Here is a 21,771-nt window from a genome sequence, read left to right on the forward strand (position 1 = left end):
TCAGCGACAACGCAGTACGTCGAAGGGCGGTCACCCTGATGGGGCGGCCGCCCTTCGCGCATGATCCGCGCTCAGCTGGCTAGCATCACGGCGCGGTTGCGGGAGGCGTACTCCTGCGCCCAGTACAGGTCGCTGAGGTAGGCGTCCATCTCCGCGGTGTCGGACAGGAACACCGCCAGGTCGCGGTCGGGCAGACCCAGGTTGTGCTCCAGACCCTTGGCCTTGTAGATGTGCCGCTCGGCGATCTCCTTGCCGATGTTGCGCGAGCCGGAGTGCAGCATCAGCCACACCTGGCCGTCGTCGTCGGACGTCAGCTCGATGAAGTGGTTGCCGCCGCCCAGCGAACCCATCTGCTGCTTGGCCCGCTTCTCCCGGTCCTGCACGTCGTCGTGCAGCGCGGCGAAGCGCTTCCAGAAGCGGTCCCAGCCGGCGTACTGGCCGTGGTTGAGCTTGAGGCGGCGTACGTCGGGCATCGACTTGTGCGCCGAGAAGCCCACCGGGATCGCCGCACGCATACGATGTGCGTGTCATTGCGTCGTGACCAAGGGAGTTCGAGCCCCGAAGGCGCAACGGATGCGATCCACTTCGGGGTCGCAGGCCGCACACCTTAGCTTCTAGTTGCCGATGCCTACGAAGTCGAGCGAATGTGGCGCTTTCATCACGGCGCGGTTGCGGGAGGCGTACTCCTGCGCCCAGTACAGGTCGCTGAGGTAGGCGTCCATCTCCGCGGTGTCGGACAGGAACACCGCCAGGTCGCGGTCGGGCAGACCCAGGTTGTGCTCCAGACCCTTGGCCTTGTAGATGTGCCGCTCGGCGATCTCCTTGCCGATGTTGCGCGAGCCGGAGTGCAGCATCAGCCACACCTGGCCGTCGTCGTCGGACGTCAGCTCGATGAAGTGTTTGCCGCCGCCCAGCGAACCCATCTGCTGCTTGGCCCGCTTCTCCCGGTCCTGCACGTCGTCGTGCAGCGCGGCGAAGCGCTTCCAGAAGCGGTCCCAGCCGGCGTACTGGCCGTGGTTGAGCTTGAGGCGGCGTACGTCGGGCATCGACTTGTGCGCCGAGAAGCCCACCGGGATCGCCTCCTCGACGGCCAGCCGCAGGGCGCGCAGGTCGTCGGGAAGGTCCGCGGTCCTCAGCGAGGTGCGCACCGCCTGCATGCCGCAGCCGATGTCGACGCCGACCGCCGCCGGCGACACCGCGTTGCGCATCGCCACGACCGAGCCGACCGTCGCGCCCTTGCCGAGGTGGACGTCGGGCATCACCCGGACGCCGTGGACCCAGGGCAGCCGCGAGATGTTGCGCAGCTGGTCGAGCGCCTGCTGCTCGACGTCCTCGACGCGCGCCCACATCAGCGTCTCCGCGGCAGCGCCGGGCAGACGCACGGGCAGGGCGTCGGTCTCGGTCATCTGCAGAGTGTCCATCGTTGTCATCCTCCTTGGTCTCGAGACGGTCGCTAGCGCGACCTCCTCGACCACCGGTGTCAAAGAGCACCCCTTGCAGGAGTCGAACCTGCGGCCTCCGCGTTCGTAGCGCGGCGCTCTGTCCCGCTGAGCTAAAGGGGTCTGGTGGCGAGGAGGGACGGTACGGCGAGCGCGCCGGCTCGACCTAGCGACTTTCCTCCGCGGGGAGCTACTTCGGCAGGATCTTGTTGCCGGTCCTAAGCGTGTTGCGCTTGATGCGCTCGGACATGCGGCCGAAGGACGCGGCAAGGGCTTTCTGCTCCGGAGGTGCCTCGAGCTCGACGGAGTCGCCGACCCGCAGCGTGCCGCCCGAAGCGATGTCGGTGTAGACGCCGAGGCACCGGTCGCCCTCACGGGACACGACCTTCATCACCTGAGGGTCGGCGGGGACGCCGCCGGCGTGCTCGCGAAGAGGAATGGTGCAGCGGACCGTCGGGATCGCGACCGGCAGGGCCACTCCGCCGGAGCGGAGGGTGCCGCCGAGCCACTCCTGCTCGGCCAGCCCGTCGGCGGGAGTGTCGATGACGACGTTGGGCCGGAACCGCCGTACGTCGAAGTCCCCACCCTGGGCCGCCATCGTGCGCAGGCTCGCGGTCGTGAGGACGTGGACGGCGTAGGCGTCGGCGAAGATGCCGACCGGCGTCGCGTAGACCGCCAGCCTCGCCAGCTTGCTGAGCGGGAACATGGACAAGTCCGGCAACGGCTCGTCCTCAGCGATCCCGAACTGCTGGCGAAGGTCCTTCTTCGACGCGACGACGCCGCGGTAGGCCGCCTTGTCGCGCACCGGCGGAAGCGGGACGAGGGAGACCGGCTTTCCGGCGAGTTCGCTCAACCGAGCGTTCATCGCCGCGCGGTCCGTGCTCGTGACCTCGGCGCCGTCGGGGAAGGTGACAATCACGTCCGCGACGTCGCCGGGGCCGACTCCTGCGGGCGGTTCCTCGACGAAGCGCGCGGTGCAGCGGAGCAGGGCGGGCAGCCGCCGTGCGGTCGTGACGGCGTCGAGCTCGAGGTCCCGCACCGCCCACATCCGGTCGCCGTGGAGGGCGCGGGTGTCGAGCGTCGACGACGCGACCTGCTCGCCGCCCATCGACTTCACCGGGTACCGCCACAGCGAGGCGATGGTGCCGACCTCGATCATCGCTGACACCTCCTGATCGGTGACGGTAGTGGATCCTGCCCTGCGGCTGGCTCGGCCTGCTGTTGGCTGGTCCTGGGACCGTCCCGATTCAGCCCGATCCCACCCGCAGCCGACCGGACGTCTTTTACCTTCGGTGCAAGGCCACGTCTGGCTTGGGAGGGCGACGGATGGCGGGAGAGTCGGCGGAGCACGCAGCGCGTCGGATGAGGGAGCGGGCCGAGCGGCTGCACCGCGCTGCGGACCTGTGGGAGCGTGGGGCCGAGGGTGAGCGTCGTACGGCGGAAGCGCTCGCGGCGCTGCCGGCGCACGAGTGGACGGTGTTCCACGACGTGCCCTGGCCGGGGCGGGCGAGGGCAAACATCGACCACGTGGCGGTGGGGCCGACCGGCGTGTTCGTCATCGACGCCAAGCACTGGTCGGGGTCGGTCACGGTCCGCGACGGCGTCCTGCGGCAGAACGGGTACCGGCGGGACAAGACCGTGAGCGGTGCCGTCGACGCCTCGACCGCGGTGCACTCGCTGCTGCCGGCGGTACGACGCGAGGACGTCCGTCCGGTGCTCTGCTTCGCCAGGGACGAGCCGCTCAAGGAGCTAATCGGCAGTGTCGTCGTGACCTCCACCGCCGCTCTCGCCGACGAACTGCACCGGCGGCCGTTGGTGTTCCCGCCGGAGGGTCGTCAGCGAGTCGCGTGGGAGCTGGAGCTTCGGCTTCGCGGAGAAGCACGGCGGCCGGCCACTGCCGGTGCGGGGTCGCGGCGAGCAGCGCCACCCTCGCGCACGAACCGACGTCGTCGCCGGGGCAGCCAAAGCCTAGTCTCGGCAGTCGTCGGGGGCTCCCTCGCCATCGGCGCAGTCGGCATCGGGTTCTCGCGTCCGGAGGTGTTCCAAGAGTTCGGGCACGCGTTCGTGAGCCTGATCGGTGACGACGCCGAGCAGCGTGACGACGAGCCGGTGAAGAAGAGGAAGGGCAGCGAACGGAAGAAGGACCGGCAGGCGAAGTAGCCGGTATCAGTGCCGACCCAATGCGCGGAAACGCCTGCGGTCCGTCCAGCCCGGGGTTACGGTTCGACGACTCGTTGGGAGGCGGGTTTCGGAGGGGTTGTCGTGGATCACCTGGGTGCTCGACGCGTGCGCGCGATCGCTGGCGTCGTGCTGGCGGCGGTGCTCGTCGGAGGCTGCGGCCTCGCTGACGCCATCGAGGACGCGCAGGCGAAGGAGCAGGAGCGGCGCGAACGCACGGCCGACGGGCCGACCAAGAAGTACAAGGTGGTTCGCGTCGTGGACGGTGACACGGTCGAGCTCGCGAACGGCGAGCACGTCCGCCTGATCGGCATCGACGCACCCGAGGACGGGGTGTGCGGGGCTGTGGCGGCTACCAAGAAGCTCACCCGGCTGGTCGAGGGCAAGAAGATCGCGCTTGTCCGAGGCACCGACAACCGCGACCGGTACGGGCGCCTCCTGCGGTACGTCGACAGGGGCGCGACCGATGTGGGTCTGGTGATGATCCGCAGTGGGCTGGCCATCGCGCGGTACGACTCGCGCGACGGCTACGGGGCGCATCCGCGGGAGCGGAGCTACCTCAAGGCGGACCGGAAGGCAGCGGAGGTGGGGTGTACGGCGAAGCCGGCCCCTCCCGAGCCGAAGCCACCGGTCTCGCCCAAGCCCAAGCCCAAGACCTTCGTCGACGCGCCCTCCGGCTGTGCGCCCGGCTACTCGCCGTGCGTCCCGGCCTACCCGCCGGACCTCGACTGCGCCGACACCGGGCCGGTCACGGTGACCGGTCCCGATCCGCACGGGCTCGACGGCGACGGTGACGGCCTGGCCTGCGGCGGCGACTGAGTTATCCACAGACTGCGATTGGCGGGTAGCGCACCGGCGGGCTGCTTGACGAGAGTCGAGGCATGCCCAAGTCTCGGAAACGACGTCCCAAGAAACAGTCGCGTCAACCCGCCCGGCGCGACCTCAGGCCCCCGACCCCGGAAGAGAAGCTGGGTGGCCTGGCGCCCTACATCGCCCTCACGTTCGACGTCGACGCGGCCGAGCGCCGCGGCGACGCCCGCGGAGCCCTCGACCTGATCGAGCAACGGCTGTTCGGGCCGGACGGCGAGCTGTACTGGCGCCCGTGGCGGATCACCCGGCTCTCGCAGATGGCGAACTTCGGTCCGTGGCTGCCGCGCTGGGCGACCTCGCGGTGGCTGCTCGAGCAGGCGCTCCAGGACCTCCCCTCCTCGCGCCACCCTGGGGTCGCCACGGCGTTCGCGACGGTGGCCGCCGTGCTGGGCGGGCTCGACGGGGTGCCCCGGCCGGACGGGGAGGACCCGCACATCAAGGTGATGGACCACGACTGGATGTTCCGACAGTGCCTGCTCTACGAGTACGGCGGGCTCGCGTCGTACCTCCGTCGCGCTGCGCCAGACCTCGTCGTCGGCGCCGACCACATCCACGACTGGGTGCGCGCGCCGATGGGCGGCTTCCGCTATGAAGCGCGTTCGCCCTCGACAACCACGTGGGTCGATCTCGCCACGGACGAGCGGGTCGAGATCGCCAACATCGGCAGCGCGGCGATGCTCGTCGAGGGCGAGCACGCGATCGGCCGGATGGTGCCGATCGAGAACGGCCGGATGTTCGAGACCATGCCGCTCGGGGTCCCGGAGGCGGTAGCCCGAGCAGTCGCCGCTGCGCCGACGGACTGGATCGACATCCTGAAGGACGCACGGGCGCGAGGCGAAGAGGTCGAGACCGGCGGCTTCCGGTTCGGCTTCCTCACCGACGTGCGCATGGAGATCGCCGCCATCACGCTGTACGACGACCTCGACCTGCTCGACAAGTACGAGCAACGCGTCGACGCCTTCATCGACACCGTGCGCCGCGCCTTCCGCCAACAGCCCACCGACGACCCTGAAGTGATCGACGTGTGGGCCTGCATCGCGGCAGAGATCCTGAACTGGAACGTGTTCGCCACGCTCGCCAGGAAGCCGCGGCCGGGTCAGGAGGAGTTGTTCGCGCAGCTGGGCAAGGTCCTCGCCGAGCCGGCCGCCCGGTTCTGTCGTGACCTCTCTGTTGTGGCAAGAGAAGCGGCGTGAGCGCGGTGCTACCGTGCAGGCGTGGGCGTCGTGAAGAGGTCCGTCTCCCTCGACGAGCGTGTCGCCGAGCAGATTGAGGCGGCCGCCCGCGAGGACGGAACGTCCTTCTCAGACTGGCTGTCAGCCGCGCTGGAGGAGCAGCTGACCCCTTCGCGAAGGGCGCCGGGCCATGGCGGAGTGGGAAGCGGAGCATCCGATCCCCGACGACGTTCGTGATTGGGCGCGCGCGGAGCTCGACCGTGCTTTCGGCCACCGGCCGAGCTCTGGTGACTAGCCCCGGTATCACCTACGACGCCGGTGCCCCGATCGCTGCAAAACGAGGTGACGGCAGGTTGAGCGGCGGCCCACAACCTGGTCCGTCCCGGGTGCTCAAAGAATGTCGGGTCGAGCCATTGACCGAGGTGCAGGCGCGCGCGGTCGGCCGCCTTGCCGCCCATGCAGATCACGGCGATGCCGTCGACCTCGCCGTCGTCGAGGGTGCGGCCCGGCGCACCGACGTCGTCGTCACCTCCGACCCGAGCGACATCGAGCGGACCGCCAGCGTCGTCGGGATCGAGCTGCGCGTCGTCGTCGTGTAGTCGTCACCGCTGGCAGACTGCCGCCATGCCCGACGACTTCGTCATCGCGCGCAACCCGGAGGAGGGGTCGACCCTTCCCTACATCCTTCGCATCCCACTGGGCGACGGCGTCCTGCTGAAGTCCAAGGAGACCTGGCCGCGCACGGCGAAGGTCTACTGCCACCGGTTCGAGGAGTGGCCCGAGGACGCGGAGATCGTCGAGCGGGTGCCGGTCCGGTCCTGCGTGCGGCGCGGGGCCGCGGTCGACCTCGTGCTCGACCGCGGGCGGGAGAACCGCTCGCAGTTCGTCGCCACCACCATCAAGGGCGGGCGGCAGGTGATCTTCTGGCAGACGTCGCGCACGGCGAAGCAGGCGCGACCGCGCGTCGACGTCTCGCACGCGCGGGCCCAGGGGATCAGCGGGCTGGAGATCGTGGTCGACACCAAGGAGCGGTACGCGTGGTCGTTCGCCGAGCAGCAGGCGGTCGTGCGGCGACAATCCCTGCCGGTCGGCGACTACGCCGTGCTCGTGGACGGCACCGCGATCGCGGCCGTCGAGCGCAAGAGCCTGCAGGACCTGGTGTCGTCGCTGACGACCGGCAAGCTGAAGTACCAGCTCACCGACCTCGCCGCCGTACCCCGCGCCGCCGTCGTGGTCGACGAACGCTACAGCCGGGTGCTCGCGCACGAGATGGTGCGCGCGTCGGTCATCGCCGACGCCCTTGCCGAAGCGCAGGTCGCGTTCCCGACCGTGCCCATCATGTTCTGCGAGACCCGCAAGCTCGCGCAGGAGTGGACCTATCGCTTCCTGGCGGCGGCGCGGGCGGCGTACGACGTCGACCGGTTCGGCGCCGCTGTCGTCGGCGGCCTGGCCGAGGCTCAACCGCTGCCGCCACGCGAGCCGACCGCGGCGGAGATCCGCACCTGGGCGGCGGCCAACGGGCACGTCGTGTCGCCGAAGGGGAAGATCCCGGCAGCCGTGCGGGCGGCGTACCTGGAGGCGCTCGCCAGCCACGACCGCTAGGCCGCAACTACTCTCAGGTCGGGCACCACCCGCCGCAGGTCGTCGAGTTGGGTGGGTGAGCGTGGTCCATAGGTCACTCTCACCCGCCCAACTGCGGCGTCAGGTCAACCTCGGCGTACCCGTCGGCGTCTGACAGGTGTTCCAGAAGGAGAACACCATGTCGACGATCAACACGCGGGGCCGACGCCTCGCCCTACCGCTCGTTCTCGGGATCGCGCTCTCCCTCGCCCCGACCGCAACCGCCACCACCGCCGCCGCACCAGCACCGGCCTCGAGCAAGTCCGCGACGACGCCGGAATGTGCGGTGACGTGGGGGTCGAAGCTCGAGTTTCGCAAGCCGTACTCGCGGCGCCACGTCACCGATGTCCGTGCCGGGAGGCACGCGTGCTTCGACCGGCTCGTGATCGACCTCGACGCGGCCGGCGACGAGAAGCCGGGCTACGGCGTGCGGTACGTGCGGCGGGTGCGGGCCGACGGGTCGGGGAGGGTGGTGCCGGTCCGTGGCGGCGCCCGGCTGCAGATCTGGGTCAACGCCTCGACGCTCGATGAGGACCAGAAGTACGTCTACCGGCCGGACGACCGGCGCGAGCTGGTCGACGCCGACGGGTTCGACACGTTCCGCCAGGTGGCTTTCGCCGGCGACTTCGAGGGGTCGACGATGATCGCTCTCGGCGTGCGGGCGCGGCTCCCGATGCGGGTGTTCCGCCTGTCCGACGGGGCCGGCGGCTACCGGCTGGTCATCGACGTCGCGCACCGTTGGTAGCGACAGCGCTTAGGGGTCTGAGCGGGTTCGTCCGACCGGCCCATTGCGGAGGAGCCGGCCCGGTCGTAGCGTCGTGACCACTGGCATGGGGACATGAACGCGGCGGCAGGCGGGGGTGGGAGCACTCGCTTGCCGCCGGTTCGTTTTTCGCCTCAGCGACGGCCGGGCTCCTCGGCCTCGACGACCTTGCCGAGACCGCGGGAGACCGCCTTCGTCTCGCTGTCGCTGAGGTGGGCCAGGAAGTGGTCGCGCACGGCGGCCAGGTAGATCGGTGCGGCCGCGCGGAGCCGCTTGCGGCCCTCCGCCGTGATCGCTGCGTACGACGAGCGCTTGTCGTCCGGGTTCGGCTGGCGCTCGATCAGGCCGGCCTGCTCCAGCTCGGACACGACGCGGCTCACGCGCTCCCGGCTGACCACCGCCTGGCGGCCGAGCTCGGTCATGCGCAGGCGCCGGTCGGGCGCGGCGTTGGTGACCATCAGCACGTCGTACCAGGTGAGGGGGAGGCCCGTCGGGGCCAGTGCACGCTCGAGCTTCGGCAGCACGGCCGCGTGCGCACGCAGGACGCCTGCCCAGGCGGAGACGGGGTCGAAGTCGGCCATGGCGCAACGGTAGTCCAGAAAATGTGCGCACGCACACTCTTGCGTCCCGTCGCTACCTGGAATAATGTGCGTGCGCACGCACTTTAGATAGCCAACTGAAAGGAACCGACATGACCGAGCTGATCTCCCGCGCCGAACTCCAGCAGCTGATCGAGGACCAGGCAGTGGTCGTCGTCGACGCGCTGCCGCGCGCCTACTACGACCGCGACCACCTTCCCGGCGCCATCAACCTCGTCGAGTCCGACGTGGACGCCCTCGCCGGGGAGCTGCTCCCGGACAAGGACGCGGCGATCGTCACCTACTGCTCGAACGCGGCCTGCGGCAACAGCCAGGCAGTGGCCAACCGGCTCGAGCGCCTCGGCTACACGAACGTCCGCAAGTACCGCGACGGCATCCAGGACTGGGTCGAGGCGGGCAACCCCACCGAGCGCACCCACGCGGCCTGACCGCACCCACCACCCAACAACCAACTCACCAACCCCACCAAGGAGAAACCGCAATGACCACCACCACCGCCCCCACCCGCACCGTCGACGGAGCCCTCCTCCCCGCTGCCGGCGCCTGGGAGATCGACCCCGGCCACACCGACCTCGCCTTCACCGGCCGCCACTTCATGGTGACCAAGGTGCGCGGCCGGTTCACCGGCGTGACCGGCGTCGTCGAGATCGCCGAGGACCTGCGCGACTCGCGCGTGGACGTCACCATCGACATGGCGAGCGTCGAGTCCGGCAACGAGACCCGCGACGAGCACCTGCGCTCGGCCGAGCTCTTCGACGTCGCGATTTATCCGACCGCCACCTTCCGCAGCGCCGAGGTGGAGTGGCGCGGCACCCGCGGCACCGTCCACGGCGACCTCACCATTCACGGCGTCACCAAGCGCGTCCCGCTCGAGGTCGAGTTCGAGGGCTACGTGCGCGACCCGTGGGGCGGCGACCGCGCCATCTTCAGCGCCCGCACCAAGGTCAACCGCGAGGACTTCGGCGTGACGTGGAACGTCGCGCTCGAGGCCGGCGGCGTCCTGGTGTCCAAGGAGATCCAGATCGAGATCAACCTCGAGACGGTCCTCAACAACGCATGACCCCATCCAGTGACGAGCGGCGCGGCCGAGCAACGGTCGCGCCGCTCGTCCCCGAAAGGAAGCCGATGCCCACGTCGCCCGCCACCGCTGCGCGCACGAACCCGCGCGCCGCCGTACCCACACGACCCCTCCTCGCCTTCGCCGCCATCGCGGTCCCAACGGGGTGGGTGCTCCTCAGCACCGCCCAGCTGCTCGACGCCCCGGCGGACCCGTTCGTGCTGCTCACCCTGCTGCTCGGGTTGGTGCTGCCTGCTGTCGTGCTCCTCCGTCGCGATCCGCGTACGACGCTGCGCGCGACCTTGCGCGACCTCGTCCGGCCGACGCGGCCGGCCTGGTTGATGGCGCCCGCCGCGCTCGGGATCCCCCTCGTGGCCTGGCTGCTGGCCGCGGCACTCGACGGCACCGACGGCGACGCAACAGCGGCAGTCGGCGCCTTCGCCGGCGCCGCCCTCGGCAGCCTCGTCATCGTCAACCTCTGGGAGGAGCTGGCGTGGACCGGGTTCTTCCAGCGAGGCGCGATGGCTCGCTGGGGCTACCTCGGCGGCAGCCTGGTCACCGCGGTGCTCTTCGCAGCGATCCACCTCCCGCTCGCGTTCGACGGCGCCGACGGGCTCAGGGATGTCCTCGTCGGTGTCGCCGCCCTGCTCGGCGCCGGCGTCGGGATGCGCCTGCTCATCGGCGCCCTGGACCTGTGGGCCGGCAGCAGCCTGCTGGCGGTCGCGATGCTCCACGCGTCCTTCAACGGGGCCGCGGAGATCATCGAGCCGGACGTCGACTGGGTACGCTACGCCGTCGTACTCGTCGCGGGCGTCCTCGCCGCCGCCCTCCTCGGCCGGAAGGACCGGGCATGACGCCGTTCGAGGTCCACCCCGGGGACGTCCCGACCTGGCCGGGCATCACCGATGCCGGCCGGGTCGTCGCCCGCTTCCTCGCCGAGGTCCGGGTGACGGGTGATGAAGCCGCGGCCCACCGTCTGCTCGCCGCCGAGGTCCCCGCCCACCAGGTCACCTCGGAGGAGCCGACGACGGTCGTCCGCACCCCGGGGGAGTACGCCGCGCACGTGCGCGACATGTTCGCCACCTTCGGCCGCTTCCGCTACGTCGTGGAGGAGGTGCTGGCCGACGGCGACCGCGTCTACGTCCGCTGGCGCCAGGAGGGGCGTGGCCTCACCGAGATCGGTTCGGCGGTCTACCGCGTCCAGGACGGGCGGATCGCGGAGTACTGGATCCAGCTCGACCGTCTTGGCCTCCTCCGACAACGTGAGGCCGCTGACGGCACCCTGGCAGAGTGACCGCGTGACAGCGCAGACCACCCGCGACGTGCTGATGGTCGGGCTCGGCACCATCGCCACGACCCACCTCCACGTGCTCGACCAGCGCGCCGACGTACGCGTCGTCGCCGGCGTCGACCCGCAGCCCTCCGAGCAGCCGTTCCCGGTCTTCGCCTCCGTCGAGGCCGCTCTCGCGGAAGCGCCCGAACCCGACCTGGTCGTCGTCGCGACGCCCACCGACACCCACCCCGCGCTCGTCCAGGAGGTGCTGCGGTCCACCGGCGCGCTGGTGCTCTCGGAGAAGCCGCTGGCCCGCGACCTGGCCACCATCCGGGCGCTCGAGCAGGCGGAGCCGGACCTGGCCGACCGGGTCAAGGTCGCCCACCACTTCGCGTTCTCGCCCGAGATCGAGTGGGCCCGCAGCGTCGCGGCGGCGCACCCGCAGTGGGGGCCGCCGAGCCACATCCTGTCGGTGTTCAACGACGCCTACGGCGGGTTCTCCGCCGAGCGCCGCGCCAGCTACGTGTCGACCTGGGTCGACTCCGGCCCCAACCAGCTCAGCCTGCTCGGCGCGTTCGTCGGCGGCTGGCGGCTCCTCGACCACGACGACCGCGGCGACCGGTCGGTGACCACGCTCGCGCACGACGGCGGCACGACCGTCCTCACGTCAAACTGGCTGGCCGCCGACAGCAGCAAGCAGACGACCATCGACTACGCCGGCGGCGCGCGCATCCGGATGGACCACACCTCGATGACGGGCGTGGTCCTCGAGGGTGGCCGCGTCGTCGAGCACCACGGCTACACGGGCACGGCCGGCCGCAAGGAGGCGCACTACCTCGGCCTCTACGACGTGCTGCTCCGCGACCCCTCCGACAGCCGGCTCGGCGTGCCGCTGGCGACCGACATCGCCGCGCTGCTCGAAGCAGGGGAGCTCGCGGCCGCGGCGACAACGATTCGCTGGACGGACGCATAGGCCGTCGCCGGGCCGGGTACCGGCGGGACATGACCGATTCGAACACACGTACGAACCAGTCCGATGCCGACGTGATCGGCGCCGAAGCTCCCGACCCGACCGGCACCGAGAAGGACCCCGACGACTGGGTCACCGGCGACGAGCCGATGACCGGCGCCCAACGCTCCTACCTCGACACGCTCGCGCGCGAGGCCGGCGAGACGCTGTCGGCCGACCTCACCAAGGCCGAGGCGTCCGAGCACATCGAGCGGCTCCAGGCACAGACCGGCCGGGGTGCCTGACCGCACTGTGGTTAGGGTCGAAGGCCTCGGGGAGGAGTGTCGATGAGCGAGCAACCAGGTCCGTTCGGCGTACGACGTGCCGGCGTGCTCCTGCACGTCACCTCGCTGCCGTCCGGTGACCTCGGCGACGACGCGTTCGGGTTCGTCGACTTCCTGGCCGACGCCGGGTGCTCGGTGTGGCAGGTGCTGCCGCTCGTGCCCACGCACGAGGAGGACCGCTCGCCGTACAACTCACTCTCCTCGATGGCCGGCAACCCCGAGCTGATCAGCGACGCCCGGCGCGAGCAGCCCGACAACGCCACGCTGGCGGACTGGTGCGCGCAGCACAGGGACTGGCTCGAGCCGTACGTCGAGTTCGTCGCGCTACGGGAGCTCCAGGGCGGCACGAAGTGGTGGACCTGGGAGCCCGGCCTCCGCGACCGCGACCCCAACGCCGTGACGCGGGCGCTCGCACCGGTCGTCGACCGGGTGGTGGAGCTCAAGCGCGAGCAGTGGCAGTTCGCCCGCCAGTGGCAACGACTGCGCGAGCACGCGGCCGAGAAGGGCGTGCTGTTCTTCGGCGACCTGCCGATCTTCGTGTCCCTCGACAGCGCTGATGTGTGGGCGCACCGCGAGCTGTTCCTCCTCGACGAGCGCGGACAGCCGATCACAGTCACCGGGTGCCCTCCCGACTACTTCGCCGAGGACGGGCAGCGCTGGAACAACCCGCACTACGACTGGGACGCGATGGCGGCCGACGGCTACGACTGGTGGCGGCGGCGGATCGCCCGCCAGCGCGAGCTCTTCGACCTGGTGCGGATCGACCACTTCCGCGGCTTCGAGGCCGCCTGGCACATCCCGGCCGACGCGCCCACCGCGCGCGACGGGAAGTGGGTCGAGGCGCCCGGTGCCGAGGTGCTCGCTGCGCTGATCGACGAGGCCGGCACCGGGACCCTGGTCGCCGAGGACCTCGGTGTCATCACGCCCGAGGTCGACGCGCTGCGCACCAGCTTCCGGCTGCCCGGGATGAAGGTGCTGCAGTTCGCCTTCGACGGCGCGCTCGACAACCCCTACCTGCCGGTCAACCACGACGAGCTCAGCGTCGTCTACACCGGCACCCACGACAACGACACGACCGTCGGCTGGTGGGCGAGCATCGACGAGCGCACCCGCACGCAGGCGGCCTCCCACCTGATCGACCCGGACGAGGAGATGCCCGGAGCGCTGGTGCGGCTGGCGATGCAGTCGACCGCGCGGCTCGCCGTCGTACCCGCCCAGGACCTGCTCGCCCTCGGCAGCGAGAGCCGGATGAACACGCCCGGCACCGAGACCGGCAACTGGTCGTGGCAGGCGCCGCCCGACGCTTTCGACGAGGAGCTGGCGGCGCGGCTGCGTGCGGTCGTGGGGGAGGCCGGGCGGCAGTGATCAGCCGTCGTCGTGGTGCAGTCGCCACAGGTGGAGCAGCCGCTCGGTGACCGAGGGCGGCGTACGACGCCCCGAGCTGTAGACCTTGCGCCACGGGAACTCCGGCGTCGCCATCTCCAGCTCGGTCACCTCGATCGCCTCGGCGAGCGGCACCGCCTCCACCAGCTCGAGGTCCACGACCCGGGTCGCCGCGCCGCGGCGTGACCGCTCGGGGTCCCAGTGCGGCGCGGTCCACGGCGTGCTCCGGATGACGCCGCGCGCCACGATGCCGCGTCCGTGCGGGCCCTGGCGGTAGAGGAACGCGGTGTCGCCGGGGTCGATGCCGTTGACGTGCCGGCCGACGCCCCAGGTCGTCGCCACCGGACCGTTCGCCTCGATCGCGTCGACGACCTCGCGCTCCCACGTCTCCGGGCTCCAGACGTAGTCGTCGTCCGGGCCGGGGTTCCAGGTCAGGAGGACGGCGTGCATGGCGGTCCAGTGCCCGCGGCTGTCGCGATCAACCACGGGGACTCCGGCAGTACCCGAGCATGTCCTCGAGGGCCGCGACCTCGCTCGGGTCGGCCGCGAGGTCGTACTCGTGCTTCACCCGGATCCACCGCCGTGCGTAGGCACACTGGTACTCCTTGCGCGGCCGCCACGCCGCCGCGTCGTCCGACCCCTTGCTCGCGTTGGTCGGTCCGTCGACGGCGAGCAGCACCTCGAGGTCGTTGGCGAACTCCTTGCGCTCCTCGTCCGTCCACCCCGCTGCACCCGAGACCCACGCCTCGGCCAGCGGCACGACGTGGTCGATCTGGATCGCCTGCGCCTGCGCAGGATCCTTGAGGTCGTCGAAGGTCAGCGTGCCGCCGGTATAGGGGTCGACCCACGACCCGGCGAGCACGTCGTGGTCGCACGCGTCCTGCTGGGTGGTCGTGGTGGATCCGGGGACGGCATCGCGCAGGAGCACGTCGTCGCGCTGGTTGCACCCGTTGCCGTCGATGTCCGCCCAGGCGTAGCCGAACGCGTCGCGGTCGTAGGTGTCGGGCGGCACCCGCTCCGCGATCCTGAGCTCGGACAGCAGGCGCTTCGCGTTGGTCGGCGCCGGCGGGGACTGTGCGGTCGGGGTCCCCGCCTCATCTGCGGGGGCGCTGTCAGGACGTTCGGTGCTGCACCCGAGGAGCAGGACGGTCGTCGCGAGCGCGATGCCCACACGAAGACCGGTCGTCACGACACGAATGTTGCCGCACGGACGGCCTGTGGATGAGACCCCGCTTGTCGGAGGTGCGGCTCACGATCGAGCCATGACCGGACGACTCGGAGTGAGGCACCAGGGTCGTCGATCCCGATGGCCCGCGCCTGACGGCCTGGGAGCTGAGCGAAGGGGCGTACGTCGAGGCGGACGTGGTCGGTCCTGGCGAGGAGTGGGCGGCGTCCGCGCCGTTCGAGGTCACCGTGCGGCCGGACTCGTTCGCCGGCTGACCGAAGTGTCGGGGGTGCGGCGCAGAGTGGGCGTGACAGGACTTCACGACTCGGGCCGGCTCAAGGACTTCGGATGGACGCACACTTCGACCCGGGCGACCGGCGGTTGGTGCTGATCGACATCGAGAACGTCGTCGGCGGGCTGGTGCTGCACGAGCGCGCCGCCGGGCACGCGCGCTGCTCGATCGAGGAAGCGGTGGGGACGCGCCCGATGGACCAGGTCGTGGTGGCGACCTGCCACAAGGGCTACCCGCACGTCGCGTGGACCTGGCCGAGCGCCCGGCGGCTGGTGCGGTCGGGGCAGGACGGCGCCGACCTCGAGCTGCTCGACGTCCTCGACGAGGAGGTGGCCGACCACTTCGAGCACGTCGTGCTGGTCTCGGGCGACGGGATCTTCACCGACGCCGTCACCGCGCTCGAGCGCAGTGGGGTGCGGGTGACGATCGCCGCCCGGCGCGGGCACCTCAGTGGCCGGCTCCGGCTGGCGGCGTCGGAGGTGGTCTACCTCAACGGGACCTGGGAGGCGCAGGAGAGGGTGGCGATCTGAGGTAGGGGTCTCGATACGTCCTCGCGCAGGGCGCTCGGACTACTCGACCACCGGAGGGGTCACCTTGACCACCGGAGGGGTCTCGATACGTCCTCGCGCAGGGCGCTCGGACTACTCGACCACCGGAGGGGTCTCGATACGTCCTCGCGCAGAGCGCTCGGACTACTCGACCACCGGAGGGGTCACCTCGACCACCGGAGGGGTCGGCTACCCGAGGATCTTGTCCAGGGTGAGCTGCGCGACCGGGTGGTAGCCGGGGCGGGCACGGGCGTAGACCTCGCGCGCCCGCCCGAGCCCGCGGTCGGTCGCGGCGAGCTTGAGGTAGACCTTCTTGATGTAGAGCGCCCGGCCGTGGCGGGTGAGGAAGTCGGCCATGGCGGCGTCGACATCGGGGCGTTCGAAGAGGTAGCCGGCGTCGATGACCTTCTCCAGCCACGCGGTCGCGTTCTCGATGTTGCCGCTGCGGCTCAGGCCGAACGTGGCGTCGGCGTCGTCGAACCGCTCGAACGGCAGGTCGTCGGGAAGCGCGCGGATGAAGTGCACCCACTGCTGGGAGACCCAGTCGCCGGTCGCGAGCTCGGCAGCAGGGCGGCCGGAGAGGAACGCGGTCACCTCGGCGTCCACCCGGTCGAAGGCGTCGGAGGTGAAGTGCGGCTCGTTGTCCGGCACGCCCGGCCCGCGCACCCAGGCATCGACCTGCAGGTCCTCATCCGTGATGCCGGCCGGCTCCAGCAGCTCGGCACGCAGGTAGGAGAGGAAGGTCTCGGTGTCCATCGACTCGAAGGCGAACCGCTCGAAGTAGCCGCGCAGGAACGCGTCGAACCTCTCCCGCCCCACGGCGGCTTCGATGGTGCGGAGGAACAGCGACCCCTTCTCGTAGGGGATCTTCGACGGGCCCTCGTCGGGGTCGGTGAGGTCGAGCTCCAGCCAGGTGTCGCGCGGCTTCTCGACCGCGAGCCAGTGCTCGAGCTCCTGGCGTCCGAGCCGCAGGATCATGGCGGCGTAGTCGGCGCCGAACAGCTCCTCGTCGATCCGCGTCTCGAAGTAGACGGTGAAGCCCTCATTGAGCCAGATGTCGTTCCACGTCGAGTTCGTGACCAGGTTGCCCGACCACGAGTGCGCGAGCTCGTGCGCGACCACGGTCACCAGCGACCGGTCGCCCGCGAGCAGGGTCGGCGTCGCGAAGGTGAGCCGCGGGTTCTCCATGCCGCCGTACGGGAAGCTCGGCGGCAGCACCAGAAGGTCGTAACGGCCCCAGCGGTAGGGCCCGTAGAGTCGCTCGGCGGCTTCCATCATCTTCTCGGTGTCGGCGAACTCCCACGCCGCCGCGTCGACCACCGACGGCTCGGCGTAGACGCCGGCGCGCTCGCCGAGGGCCCGGAACTCGAGGTCACCGACGGCGAGGGCGACGAGGTAGGCCGGCACCCGCGTGTCCATCGCGAACCGGTAGACCCCGTCGTGGGCGCGCTCGGTCGGGTTGGTCGCGCTCATCACGGCCAGCAGGTCGGACGGCACTCGCAGGACGGCGTCGTACGACGCGCGCACGCCCGGGCTGTCCTGGCAGGGGATCCAGCTCCGCCCGAGGATCGGCTGGTTCTGGGTGAAGAGGAACTGCTTGCCCGACGCGGTCTGCTCCGGCTCCAGCCACTGCAGCGCCCGCGCGTCGTCGGTCGTGGCGTAGTGGACGACGACCCGGCTGACCGATCCCACCTCGATGGTGAGCGGCTGCCCGAGGATCGGGTCGTGCTCGCCGAGCTCCCACCGCAGGTCGCTGCCGTGCCCGTCGGTGACCGCCGAGATCGCGAGCTGCCAGGTGTCGAGGACGAGCGTGCCCGCGTCCGGGGAGCTGACGTCGAGGTCGAGGGTGGCCCGTCCCGCCAGCCGGCGCGCATCGAAGTCGGCGGTCAGGTCGAGCGAGAGATGCCGGACCGCGATCTCGTTGGGCCGGGCGAACGAGTGCGGGTCGGGGGCGAACGAACGAGCCATGCCGTCACGGTAGTGGCCGCCCCCACGAGTCACTCCGCCGCGTCCCGAGCGCTTGTTCTCCTACGCACCCCACGCCTGCTCGCCTCAGCAGTCCCAGCAGCCCCAGCGGTTTCCGGGAATCCCGGACGTGGCCCCGTCGGCTGCCTACGCTCGTCGTGGGAGAGGGAACTGTCGGACTCGGCCGGCTTGAGGGGGCACTGCATGGCCGGCGAATCGGCAGAGATCTCGGCACGCCCGATGAGGGAGAGGGCGAGGCGGCTCAGGTTGGTCGCGGCTCGCTACGAGCGGCGCGCCGACGACGAGCGGCGTACGGCGCACGCCCTCGAGTCGCTGCCCACCGAGGAGTGGCAGGTCTTCCACGACATAGCCTGGCCCGGCCGGCGCTACGCGAGCATAGATCACGTCGTGATCGGTCCGCCGGGTGTGTTCGTCATCGACTCCCAGCACTGGACCGGCCGGGTGACGGTCGAGGGCGGCGTGCTCCACCGGAACGGGAGGCCCCGCGACGCGGCCACCCTGGCCGCGGCGGAGGCGGCGGCGAGCATCAAGAAGCTCGTCGTCGCGGTTCAGGACATCCCGGTGCACGCGGTCCTCTGCTTCGCCGGCGACCTGGAGCTGTTCGGGCTCGCCGACGACGCCGTGCTCTGCTCGACCGACACCGTGGCGACCGTGCTGCGGACGCGGCAGGGCGTCGTCGCCCGCGGGATCCGCGAGGACGTCGCCCGCCAGCTGGCGGAGAAGCTCGGCGACCGCACCACCGTGCGCAACGTCGTACCCGCCCAGCGGCTGCGGATCTTCCTCCCGGAACCGTCGCGGTTGCCCACCCCGCCGCCGGGGCGGCCAACGGGACGGCTCCGCAGGTCCGACATCGCCAGCGTGGCGGTCGGGGTCTCGCTCGCGGTCGGCTCGCTGGCCCTGGTCGCGTCGGGGTCGGAGACCCTCGGCGACCTGGGGCAGGCGGTGGTCGACCTGGTGTCGAACGACTCCGCGCCGGAGCGCCAGCCGGAGATCCAGATGCCCACCGGCTACGAGCCGCCCGCGCAAGACGACAGGTGATCCGGGACCCGGTCCCGATCCCTCGCAAACTCCCTCCGCGAGCCCGAGCGGCCCGGCACAATGCGGCTGTGATCAGGTTGGTGCCCGCGGTGGTCGTCTTCGTGTTCTGGCTCTACTGCCTCATCGAGGTCATCACGACGCCGGCGGGCAACGCCCGCAACCTCAGCAAGAACCTGTGGCTGCTGATCGTGTTCATCTTCCCGCTGGTCGGCTCGATCGCATGGCTGGTCGCGGGACGTCCCGTCTCCGAACGGCGGCTCACCCGCGAGGAGGGTGCGGCGCCCAGCTTCCCCGAGTACGAGCGCCGAGGTCGCTTCTCGGCGGCCGATCCGGAGAAGGACGAGGAGTTCCTCAAGCAGGTTCGTGAACGGGCGGAGCAGCAGCGCCGCGAGTACGAGGCACGTCGCCGCGCCGAGCGGGAAGCCGCCGAGCGCCCGGAGGACGAGGAAGGCTCGTCCTCGCCAGCGTGACCCAGGGGCCGCGCTGGCAATGACGACCGGTCAGGAGCGAGCGGCGACCAGGTCGCGTTTGCGGCGGAGGTCGCGCCGGGCGCGGCGGTACTCCACCTCGAGGATCAGCGCCACCCGGGCAGGCCGCAGCGCGCGGACCGCAGGGCGGTCGGCGGCGCGGGTGCGCTGGAGGGTGGTCACAGGACGAGGGTAGGCAGTGGCCGGGCCGCGCGGCTACCGACTTAAGGATGATTCGGGGTCCGACCAGGGGTAGCCCTGAGGCGTGCCCTCCGTCAGTCTGGTTCGTTAGGGACTCGGGGGGTTCCTTGGGAGGGGGACCAGCATGGACTACCTAGGACTGATCATCTTCGCCGTTGCTGCGGTGGGGTTCGCCTACCTCGTCCACGCCATGAGCGTGGCCGGTAGCTGGGACGAGAAGGATCGGGAGGCGCGGCGGCAGGCCGAGCTCGACCGTCGCGGCGAGGCGGCGCTGGAGGCGCTGCGCGAGCTCGGTCGCAAGTATCCGCGACCCAAGGACTATTGATCCGCGGGGGAGGGGCGGGGTGAGACTGCCCTCATGCCCCCACCCACGCTCCGGCTGAACACCGTCCTGGTCACCGACGACGGACCCCGCTACCTGGTCGAGCGCAAGCTCGGCGCGGGCGGCTTCGGCACGACCTACTTCGGGCACCGGGTCACCAAGAGCGGTCGGGTAATGGAGCTGGCGAAGGTCTGCATCAAGGTGTGCACGAGTCGGAAGGACTGGCACGGTGAGGCCTTCTTCGGCGAGCTGCTGGCGGACGACCCGCGCGTCGTACGGCTCCGCGACGCCGTCGTGCGGACGACGGGCTCGGGCACCTCGCAGCGCCGCAAGTACATCTTGATCTTCGACTACATGGAGGGCGGCACCGTCGCCGACGCGATCCGGCGCGGGGAGCTGTGCTGGACCGAAGCGCGGACCCGGCGCGAGATCAAGGCTCTGCTCCGCCTGCTCGCCCGGTTGCACGATGCCGGCGTCACCCACCGCGACCTCAAGCCCGACAACGTCTACCTCCGCGACGGCAAGCTGGTCGTCGGCGACTTCGGGATCACCCAGCTCGACCTCGACCCGCGGCACAGCAGCGCCTATGCGATGTCCCCGAGGTTCGCGCCCAAGGAGGCGGTCGCCTCGTGGCGCTGGGGCCAGGCCGACGACGTCTTCCAGGTCGGGCTGCTCGCGGCGACCCTGGTGTCCGGCGAGACCTGGGGCACCGAGACGGTCTCGGTGCCGGCGATCTCGCGGCTGCCGGTGAGCGACGAGTTCAAGAGCTGGATCTGGCACGCCACCGGCGCGAAGGCGAAGCGCTACTGGGACGCCGGCGACGCCATCGAGGCCCTCGACGCCTTGCGGACGACGAGCATCGCACCCGGCCGGGTGCCGCGCTCCCTGGCGGGGCAGGTGGTCGTGTTCACCGGCGGCATCGCCGGGATGCCCCGGCGCGAGGCGGCCGAGGCCGCCCGCAGCGCCGGTGCGGTCGTGCAGAGCTCGGTCGGCGACGCGACCACGCTGGTCGTCGTCGGCAAGGTCAACCGCGGCGCCGGCGCCAACGAGGGACTCAAGCTGTTCGCCACCCGGGAGCGGCTGCGTCGTGGCCAGGACATCCGGGTCATCAGCGACGCGCAGTTCAGGCGCGCGGTCCGGTCGCACTCCCGGCGGGCGGTCCTGGCGCCCTAGGCTCGCCGGATGGACGTCCTGCGTACCCCCGAGTCGCGCTTCGCGGACCTGCCGGACTACCCGTTCGCGCCGCACTACCTCGACGTTGCGGCGTCGGACACCGAGCCGGTGCGGATGCACTACCTCGACGAGGGACCGAGCGACGGCCCGCCGGTGCTGCTCCTCCACGGCGAGCCGACGTGGAGCTATCTCTACCGCACGATGATCCCGCCGCTGGTCGACGCGGGCCACCGGGTGCTGGCGCCGGACCTGATCGGTTTCGGGAGGTCCGACAAGCCGACCCGGCGGGAGGACTACACCTACCTGCGGCACGTCGAGTGGGTCACCGCGTGGCTCGAGCACCTCGACCTCCGCGACGTCACCCTGTTCGGCCAGGACTGGGGATCGTTGATCGGGCTCCGGGTCGCTGCCGAGCAGGAGGAGCGGTTCAGCCGCATCATGATCGGCAACGGCTTCCTCCCGACGGCCGACCGCGGCACGCCGGCGGCGTTCAGGATCTGGCGCGCGTTCGCCCGCTACACACCGGTGTTCCCCGCCGGCCGACTGGTCGCGACGGCCACCGTCACCAAGGTCGGCAGCGCCGTGCGAGCGGCGTACGACGCGCCGTACCCCTCGGCGAAGTACCAGGCCGGCGCCCGCGCCTTCCCCGCCCTGGTGCCGACCGACCCCGACGACCCGGCGGTCCCGGCCAACCGCGCGGCGTGGGCCCGGCTCGGCCGGTGGGAGAAGCCGTTCCTCTGCGTCTTCGGCGCCGACGACCCGATCCTCGGCAAAGCGGATTGTCCGCTCATCGCGCACGTGCCGGGGGCCGCCGGACAGCCGCACGCGCGGATCCGCGCCGGGCACTTCCTCCAGGAGGACGCGGGGCCGGAACTGGCGCAGCGACTGATCGCGTGGGAGGCCTGACGGGCCACGCCGACTCGTAATCAGAT

The 21,771-nt window shown here is 71.0% G+C and carries 27 protein-coding genes and 1 tRNA gene; 19 read left to right on the plus strand and 9 right to left on the minus strand.

All coding sequences use genetic code 11. The features are described 5' to 3' along the window. Window positions 1-71: 71 nt before the first annotated feature. The 4 genes from DJ010_RS19280 to DJ010_RS19295 all read right to left on the minus strand — a co-directional run bounded on the left by DJ010_RS19280 (window position 72) and on the right by DJ010_RS19295 (window position 2,598). Window positions 72-515, minus strand: coding sequence for an RtcB family protein (locus tag DJ010_RS19280; RefSeq protein ID WP_109696831.1), 444 nt, complete (start codon window positions 513-515; stop codon window positions 72-74). Window positions 516-614: 99 nt separating this feature from the next. Continuing rightward, complete coding sequence (locus DJ010_RS19285; RefSeq protein WP_245927717.1) at window positions 615-1,421, minus strand: RtcB family protein; 807 nt, start codon at window positions 1,419-1,421, stop codon at window positions 615-617. A 67-nt stretch (window positions 1,422-1,488) separates the two neighbouring features. After that, window positions 1,489-1,562, minus strand: a tRNA-Arg gene (locus tag DJ010_RS19290). Between the two features lie 67 nt (window positions 1,563-1,629). Then, complete coding sequence (locus DJ010_RS19295; protein ID WP_109696833.1) at window positions 1,630-2,598, minus strand: MOSC domain-containing protein; 969 nt, start codon at window positions 2,596-2,598, stop codon at window positions 1,630-1,632. A gap of 167 nt (window positions 2,599-2,765) precedes the next feature. Here DJ010_RS19295 and DJ010_RS19300 point away from each other — a divergent pair, with 167 nt between their 5' ends. The 6 genes from DJ010_RS19300 to DJ010_RS19325 all read left to right on the plus strand — a co-directional run bounded on the left by DJ010_RS19300 (window position 2,766) and on the right by DJ010_RS19325 (window position 8,024). After that, on the plus strand, window positions 2,766-3,599 hold the full coding sequence (locus DJ010_RS19300) for a nuclease-related domain-containing protein (protein ID WP_109696835.1): 834 nt from the start codon (window positions 2,766-2,768) through the stop codon (window positions 3,597-3,599). Window positions 3,600-3,725: 126 nt separating this feature from the next. Then, a complete protein-coding gene (locus DJ010_RS19305; RefSeq protein ID WP_158283067.1) occupies window positions 3,726-4,436 on the plus strand; it encodes a thermonuclease family protein in 711 nt (236 codons plus the stop codon). Between the two features lie 62 nt (window positions 4,437-4,498). Further along, window positions 4,499-5,680, plus strand: coding sequence for a hypothetical protein (locus tag DJ010_RS19310; RefSeq protein WP_109696838.1), 1,182 nt, complete (start codon window positions 4,499-4,501; stop codon window positions 5,678-5,680). 392 nt (window positions 5,681-6,072) lie between these two features. Further along, window positions 6,073-6,258: a hypothetical protein gene (locus DJ010_RS22520; protein WP_211318886.1), complete on the plus strand. Its 186-nt coding sequence runs from the start codon at window positions 6,073-6,075 to the stop codon at window positions 6,256-6,258. Window positions 6,259-6,283: 25 nt separating this feature from the next. Beyond that, window positions 6,284-7,261 carry an ERCC4 domain-containing protein gene (locus DJ010_RS19320; protein WP_109696840.1) on the plus strand — a complete coding sequence of 326 codons (978 nt, stop codon included), beginning with the start codon at window positions 6,284-6,286 and terminating at the stop codon, window positions 7,259-7,261. A gap of 157 nt (window positions 7,262-7,418) precedes the next feature. Next, window positions 7,419-8,024 carry an AMIN-like domain-containing (lipo)protein gene (locus DJ010_RS19325; RefSeq protein ID WP_211318887.1) on the plus strand — a complete coding sequence of 202 codons (606 nt, stop codon included), beginning with the start codon at window positions 7,419-7,421 and terminating at the stop codon, window positions 8,022-8,024. A 152-nt stretch (window positions 8,025-8,176) separates the two neighbouring features. On the opposite strand, the gene DJ010_RS19330 is transcribed toward DJ010_RS19325, so the two are convergent. Further along, window positions 8,177-8,623: a MarR family winged helix-turn-helix transcriptional regulator gene (locus DJ010_RS19330; RefSeq protein WP_109696842.1), complete on the minus strand. Its 447-nt coding sequence runs from the start codon at window positions 8,621-8,623 to the stop codon at window positions 8,177-8,179. Between the two features lie 110 nt (window positions 8,624-8,733). Here DJ010_RS19330 and DJ010_RS19335 point away from each other — a divergent pair, with 110 nt between their 5' ends. The 7 genes from DJ010_RS19335 to malQ all read left to right on the plus strand — a co-directional run bounded on the left by DJ010_RS19335 (window position 8,734) and on the right by malQ (window position 13,629). Next, window positions 8,734-9,069 (plus strand): rhodanese-like domain-containing protein, encoded by a 336-nt coding sequence (locus DJ010_RS19335; protein WP_109696843.1) that lies wholly within the window; start codon window positions 8,734-8,736, stop codon window positions 9,067-9,069. A 53-nt stretch (window positions 9,070-9,122) separates the two neighbouring features. Beyond that, entirely contained in the window at window positions 9,123-9,701 is a 579-nt protein-coding gene (locus tag DJ010_RS19340) for a YceI family protein (RefSeq protein ID WP_109696845.1), read from the plus strand. Window positions 9,702-9,766: 65 nt separating this feature from the next. Then, entirely contained in the window at window positions 9,767-10,552 is a 786-nt protein-coding gene (locus DJ010_RS19345) for a CPBP family intramembrane glutamic endopeptidase (RefSeq protein WP_158283068.1), read from the plus strand. Next, window positions 10,549-10,992, plus strand: coding sequence for an ester cyclase (locus DJ010_RS19350; protein WP_109696849.1), 444 nt, complete (start codon window positions 10,549-10,551; stop codon window positions 10,990-10,992). The genes DJ010_RS19345 and DJ010_RS19350 overlap by 4 nt, the downstream gene beginning before the upstream one ends. 4 nt (window positions 10,993-10,996) lie before the next feature. Beyond that, entirely contained in the window at window positions 10,997-11,944 is a 948-nt protein-coding gene (locus DJ010_RS19355; protein WP_109696851.1) for a Gfo/Idh/MocA family protein, read from the plus strand. 29 nt (window positions 11,945-11,973) lie between these two features. Next, a complete protein-coding gene (locus DJ010_RS19360) occupies window positions 11,974-12,225 on the plus strand; it encodes a DUF3072 domain-containing protein (protein ID WP_109696852.1) in 252 nt (83 codons plus the stop codon). A 42-nt stretch (window positions 12,226-12,267) separates the two neighbouring features. Beyond that, window positions 12,268-13,629, plus strand: a complete 1,362-nt coding sequence (gene malQ, locus DJ010_RS19365; RefSeq protein WP_109696854.1) for a 4-alpha-glucanotransferase — start codon at window positions 12,268-12,270, stop codon at window positions 13,627-13,629. Here malQ and DJ010_RS19370 read toward each other — a convergent pair whose 3' ends face one another. Together DJ010_RS19370 and DJ010_RS19375 are read right to left on the minus strand one after the other, a co-directional pair. After that, window positions 13,630-14,133: an EVE domain-containing protein gene (locus tag DJ010_RS19370; protein ID WP_146207408.1), complete on the minus strand. Its 504-nt coding sequence runs from the start codon at window positions 14,131-14,133 to the stop codon at window positions 13,630-13,632. It abuts the gene before it with no gap. Further along, window positions 14,126-14,836 carry an HNH endonuclease family protein gene (locus DJ010_RS19375; RefSeq protein ID WP_158283069.1) on the minus strand — a complete coding sequence of 237 codons (711 nt, stop codon included), beginning with the start codon at window positions 14,834-14,836 and terminating at the stop codon, window positions 14,126-14,128. Before DJ010_RS19375 ends, DJ010_RS19370 begins: the two co-directional genes overlap by 8 nt. 324 nt (window positions 14,837-15,160) lie before the next feature. On the opposite strand from DJ010_RS19375, the gene DJ010_RS19380 reads away from it, so the two are divergent. Beyond that, the gene (locus DJ010_RS19380; protein WP_109696860.1) at window positions 15,161-15,634 is read left to right on the plus strand and encodes an NYN domain-containing protein; all 474 of its coding nucleotides are present in this window, start codon (window positions 15,161-15,163) and stop codon (window positions 15,632-15,634) included. A 207-nt stretch (window positions 15,635-15,841) separates the two neighbouring features. Here the strand turns inward: DJ010_RS19380 and DJ010_RS19385 are convergent, their stop codons facing one another. Beyond that, window positions 15,842-17,620, minus strand: a complete 1,779-nt coding sequence (locus DJ010_RS19385; RefSeq protein WP_109696862.1) for a M1 family metallopeptidase — start codon at window positions 17,618-17,620, stop codon at window positions 15,842-15,844. 264 nt (window positions 17,621-17,884) lie between these two features. Here DJ010_RS19385 and DJ010_RS19390 point away from each other — a divergent pair, with 264 nt between their 5' ends. Both DJ010_RS19390 and DJ010_RS19395 read left to right on the plus strand, forming a co-directional pair. After that, the gene (locus DJ010_RS19390; RefSeq protein ID WP_158283070.1) at window positions 17,885-18,676 is read left to right on the plus strand and encodes a nuclease-related domain-containing protein; all 792 of its coding nucleotides are present in this window, start codon (window positions 17,885-17,887) and stop codon (window positions 18,674-18,676) included. 68 nt (window positions 18,677-18,744) lie between these two features. After that, on the plus strand, window positions 18,745-19,146 hold the full coding sequence (locus DJ010_RS19395; protein WP_109696864.1) for a PLD nuclease N-terminal domain-containing protein: 402 nt from the start codon (window positions 18,745-18,747) through the stop codon (window positions 19,144-19,146). 30 nt (window positions 19,147-19,176) lie between these two features. Here the strand turns inward: DJ010_RS19395 and DJ010_RS22165 are convergent, their stop codons facing one another. Next, window positions 19,177-19,326 (minus strand): hypothetical protein, encoded by a 150-nt coding sequence (locus DJ010_RS22165; RefSeq protein ID WP_158283071.1) that lies wholly within the window; start codon window positions 19,324-19,326, stop codon window positions 19,177-19,179. 142 nt (window positions 19,327-19,468) lie between these two features. Here DJ010_RS22165 and DJ010_RS19400 point away from each other — a divergent pair, with 142 nt between their 5' ends. Genes DJ010_RS19400 through DJ010_RS19410 form a run of 3 tightly spaced genes read left to right on the plus strand, consistent with a single transcriptional unit; the run spans window position 19,469 to window position 21,745 of the window. Next, entirely contained in the window at window positions 19,469-19,669 is a 201-nt protein-coding gene (locus DJ010_RS19400; protein ID WP_109696866.1) for a hypothetical protein, read from the plus strand. 33 nt (window positions 19,670-19,702) lie between these two features. Further along, a complete protein-coding gene (locus tag DJ010_RS19405) occupies window positions 19,703-20,839 on the plus strand; it encodes a protein kinase domain-containing protein (RefSeq protein WP_109696868.1) in 1,137 nt (378 codons plus the stop codon). 9 nt (window positions 20,840-20,848) lie between these two features. Continuing rightward, window positions 20,849-21,745 (plus strand): haloalkane dehalogenase, encoded by an 897-nt coding sequence (locus DJ010_RS19410; protein WP_109696870.1) that lies wholly within the window; start codon window positions 20,849-20,851, stop codon window positions 21,743-21,745. The last annotated feature ends 26 nt before the right edge of the window (window positions 21,746-21,771 follow it).

This window comes from Nocardioides silvaticus (assembly GCF_003160695.1).
Taxonomy (GTDB): domain Bacteria; phylum Actinomycetota; class Actinomycetes; order Propionibacteriales; family Nocardioidaceae; genus Nocardioides; species Nocardioides silvaticus.

Coding starts and splice junctions, on each gene's coding strand:
- DJ010_RS19320 (WP_109696840.1), top strand. CDS start 6,284: ATGCCCGACGACTTCGTCATCGCGCGCAACCCGGAGGAGGGGTCGACC.
- DJ010_RS19300 (WP_109696835.1), top strand. CDS start 2,766: ATGGCGGGAGAGTCGGCGGAGCACGCAGCGCGTCGGATGAGGGAGCGG.
- DJ010_RS19405 (WP_109696868.1), top strand. CDS start 19,703: ATGCCCCCACCCACGCTCCGGCTGAACACCGTCCTGGTCACCGACGAC.
- DJ010_RS19340 (WP_109696845.1), top strand. CDS start 9,123: ATGACCACCACCACCGCCCCCACCCGCACCGTCGACGGAGCCCTCCTC.
- DJ010_RS19295 (WP_109696833.1), bottom strand. CDS start 2,598: ATGATCGAGGTCGGCACCATCGCCTCGCTGTGGCGGTACCCGGTGAAG.
- DJ010_RS19350 (WP_109696849.1), top strand. CDS start 10,549: ATGACGCCGTTCGAGGTCCACCCCGGGGACGTCCCGACCTGGCCGGGC.
- DJ010_RS19285 (WP_245927717.1), bottom strand. CDS start 1,421: ATGGACACTCTGCAGATGACCGAGACCGACGCCCTGCCCGTGCGTCTG.
- DJ010_RS19385 (WP_109696862.1), bottom strand. CDS start 17,620: ATGGCTCGTTCGTTCGCCCCCGACCCGCACTCGTTCGCCCGGCCCAAC.
- DJ010_RS19335 (WP_109696843.1), top strand. CDS start 8,734: ATGACCGAGCTGATCTCCCGCGCCGAACTCCAGCAGCTGATCGAGGAC.
- DJ010_RS19345 (WP_158283068.1), top strand. CDS start 9,767: ATGCCCACGTCGCCCGCCACCGCTGCGCGCACGAACCCGCGCGCCGCC.
- DJ010_RS19330 (WP_109696842.1), bottom strand. CDS start 8,623: ATGGCCGACTTCGACCCCGTCTCCGCCTGGGCAGGCGTCCTGCGTGCG.
- malQ (WP_109696854.1), top strand. CDS start 12,268: ATGAGCGAGCAACCAGGTCCGTTCGGCGTACGACGTGCCGGCGTGCTC.
- DJ010_RS19380 (WP_109696860.1), top strand. CDS start 15,161: ATGGACGCACACTTCGACCCGGGCGACCGGCGGTTGGTGCTGATCGAC.
- DJ010_RS19410 (WP_109696870.1), top strand. CDS start 20,849: ATGGACGTCCTGCGTACCCCCGAGTCGCGCTTCGCGGACCTGCCGGAC.
- DJ010_RS19400 (WP_109696866.1), top strand. CDS start 19,469: ATGGACTACCTAGGACTGATCATCTTCGCCGTTGCTGCGGTGGGGTTC.
- DJ010_RS19280 (WP_109696831.1), bottom strand. CDS start 515: ATGCGTGCGGCGATCCCGGTGGGCTTCTCGGCGCACAAGTCGATGCCC.
- DJ010_RS19360 (WP_109696852.1), top strand. CDS start 11,974: ATGACCGATTCGAACACACGTACGAACCAGTCCGATGCCGACGTGATC.
- DJ010_RS19325 (WP_211318887.1), top strand. CDS start 7,419: ATGTCGACGATCAACACGCGGGGCCGACGCCTCGCCCTACCGCTCGTT.
- DJ010_RS19310 (WP_109696838.1), top strand. CDS start 4,499: ATGCCCAAGTCTCGGAAACGACGTCCCAAGAAACAGTCGCGTCAACCC.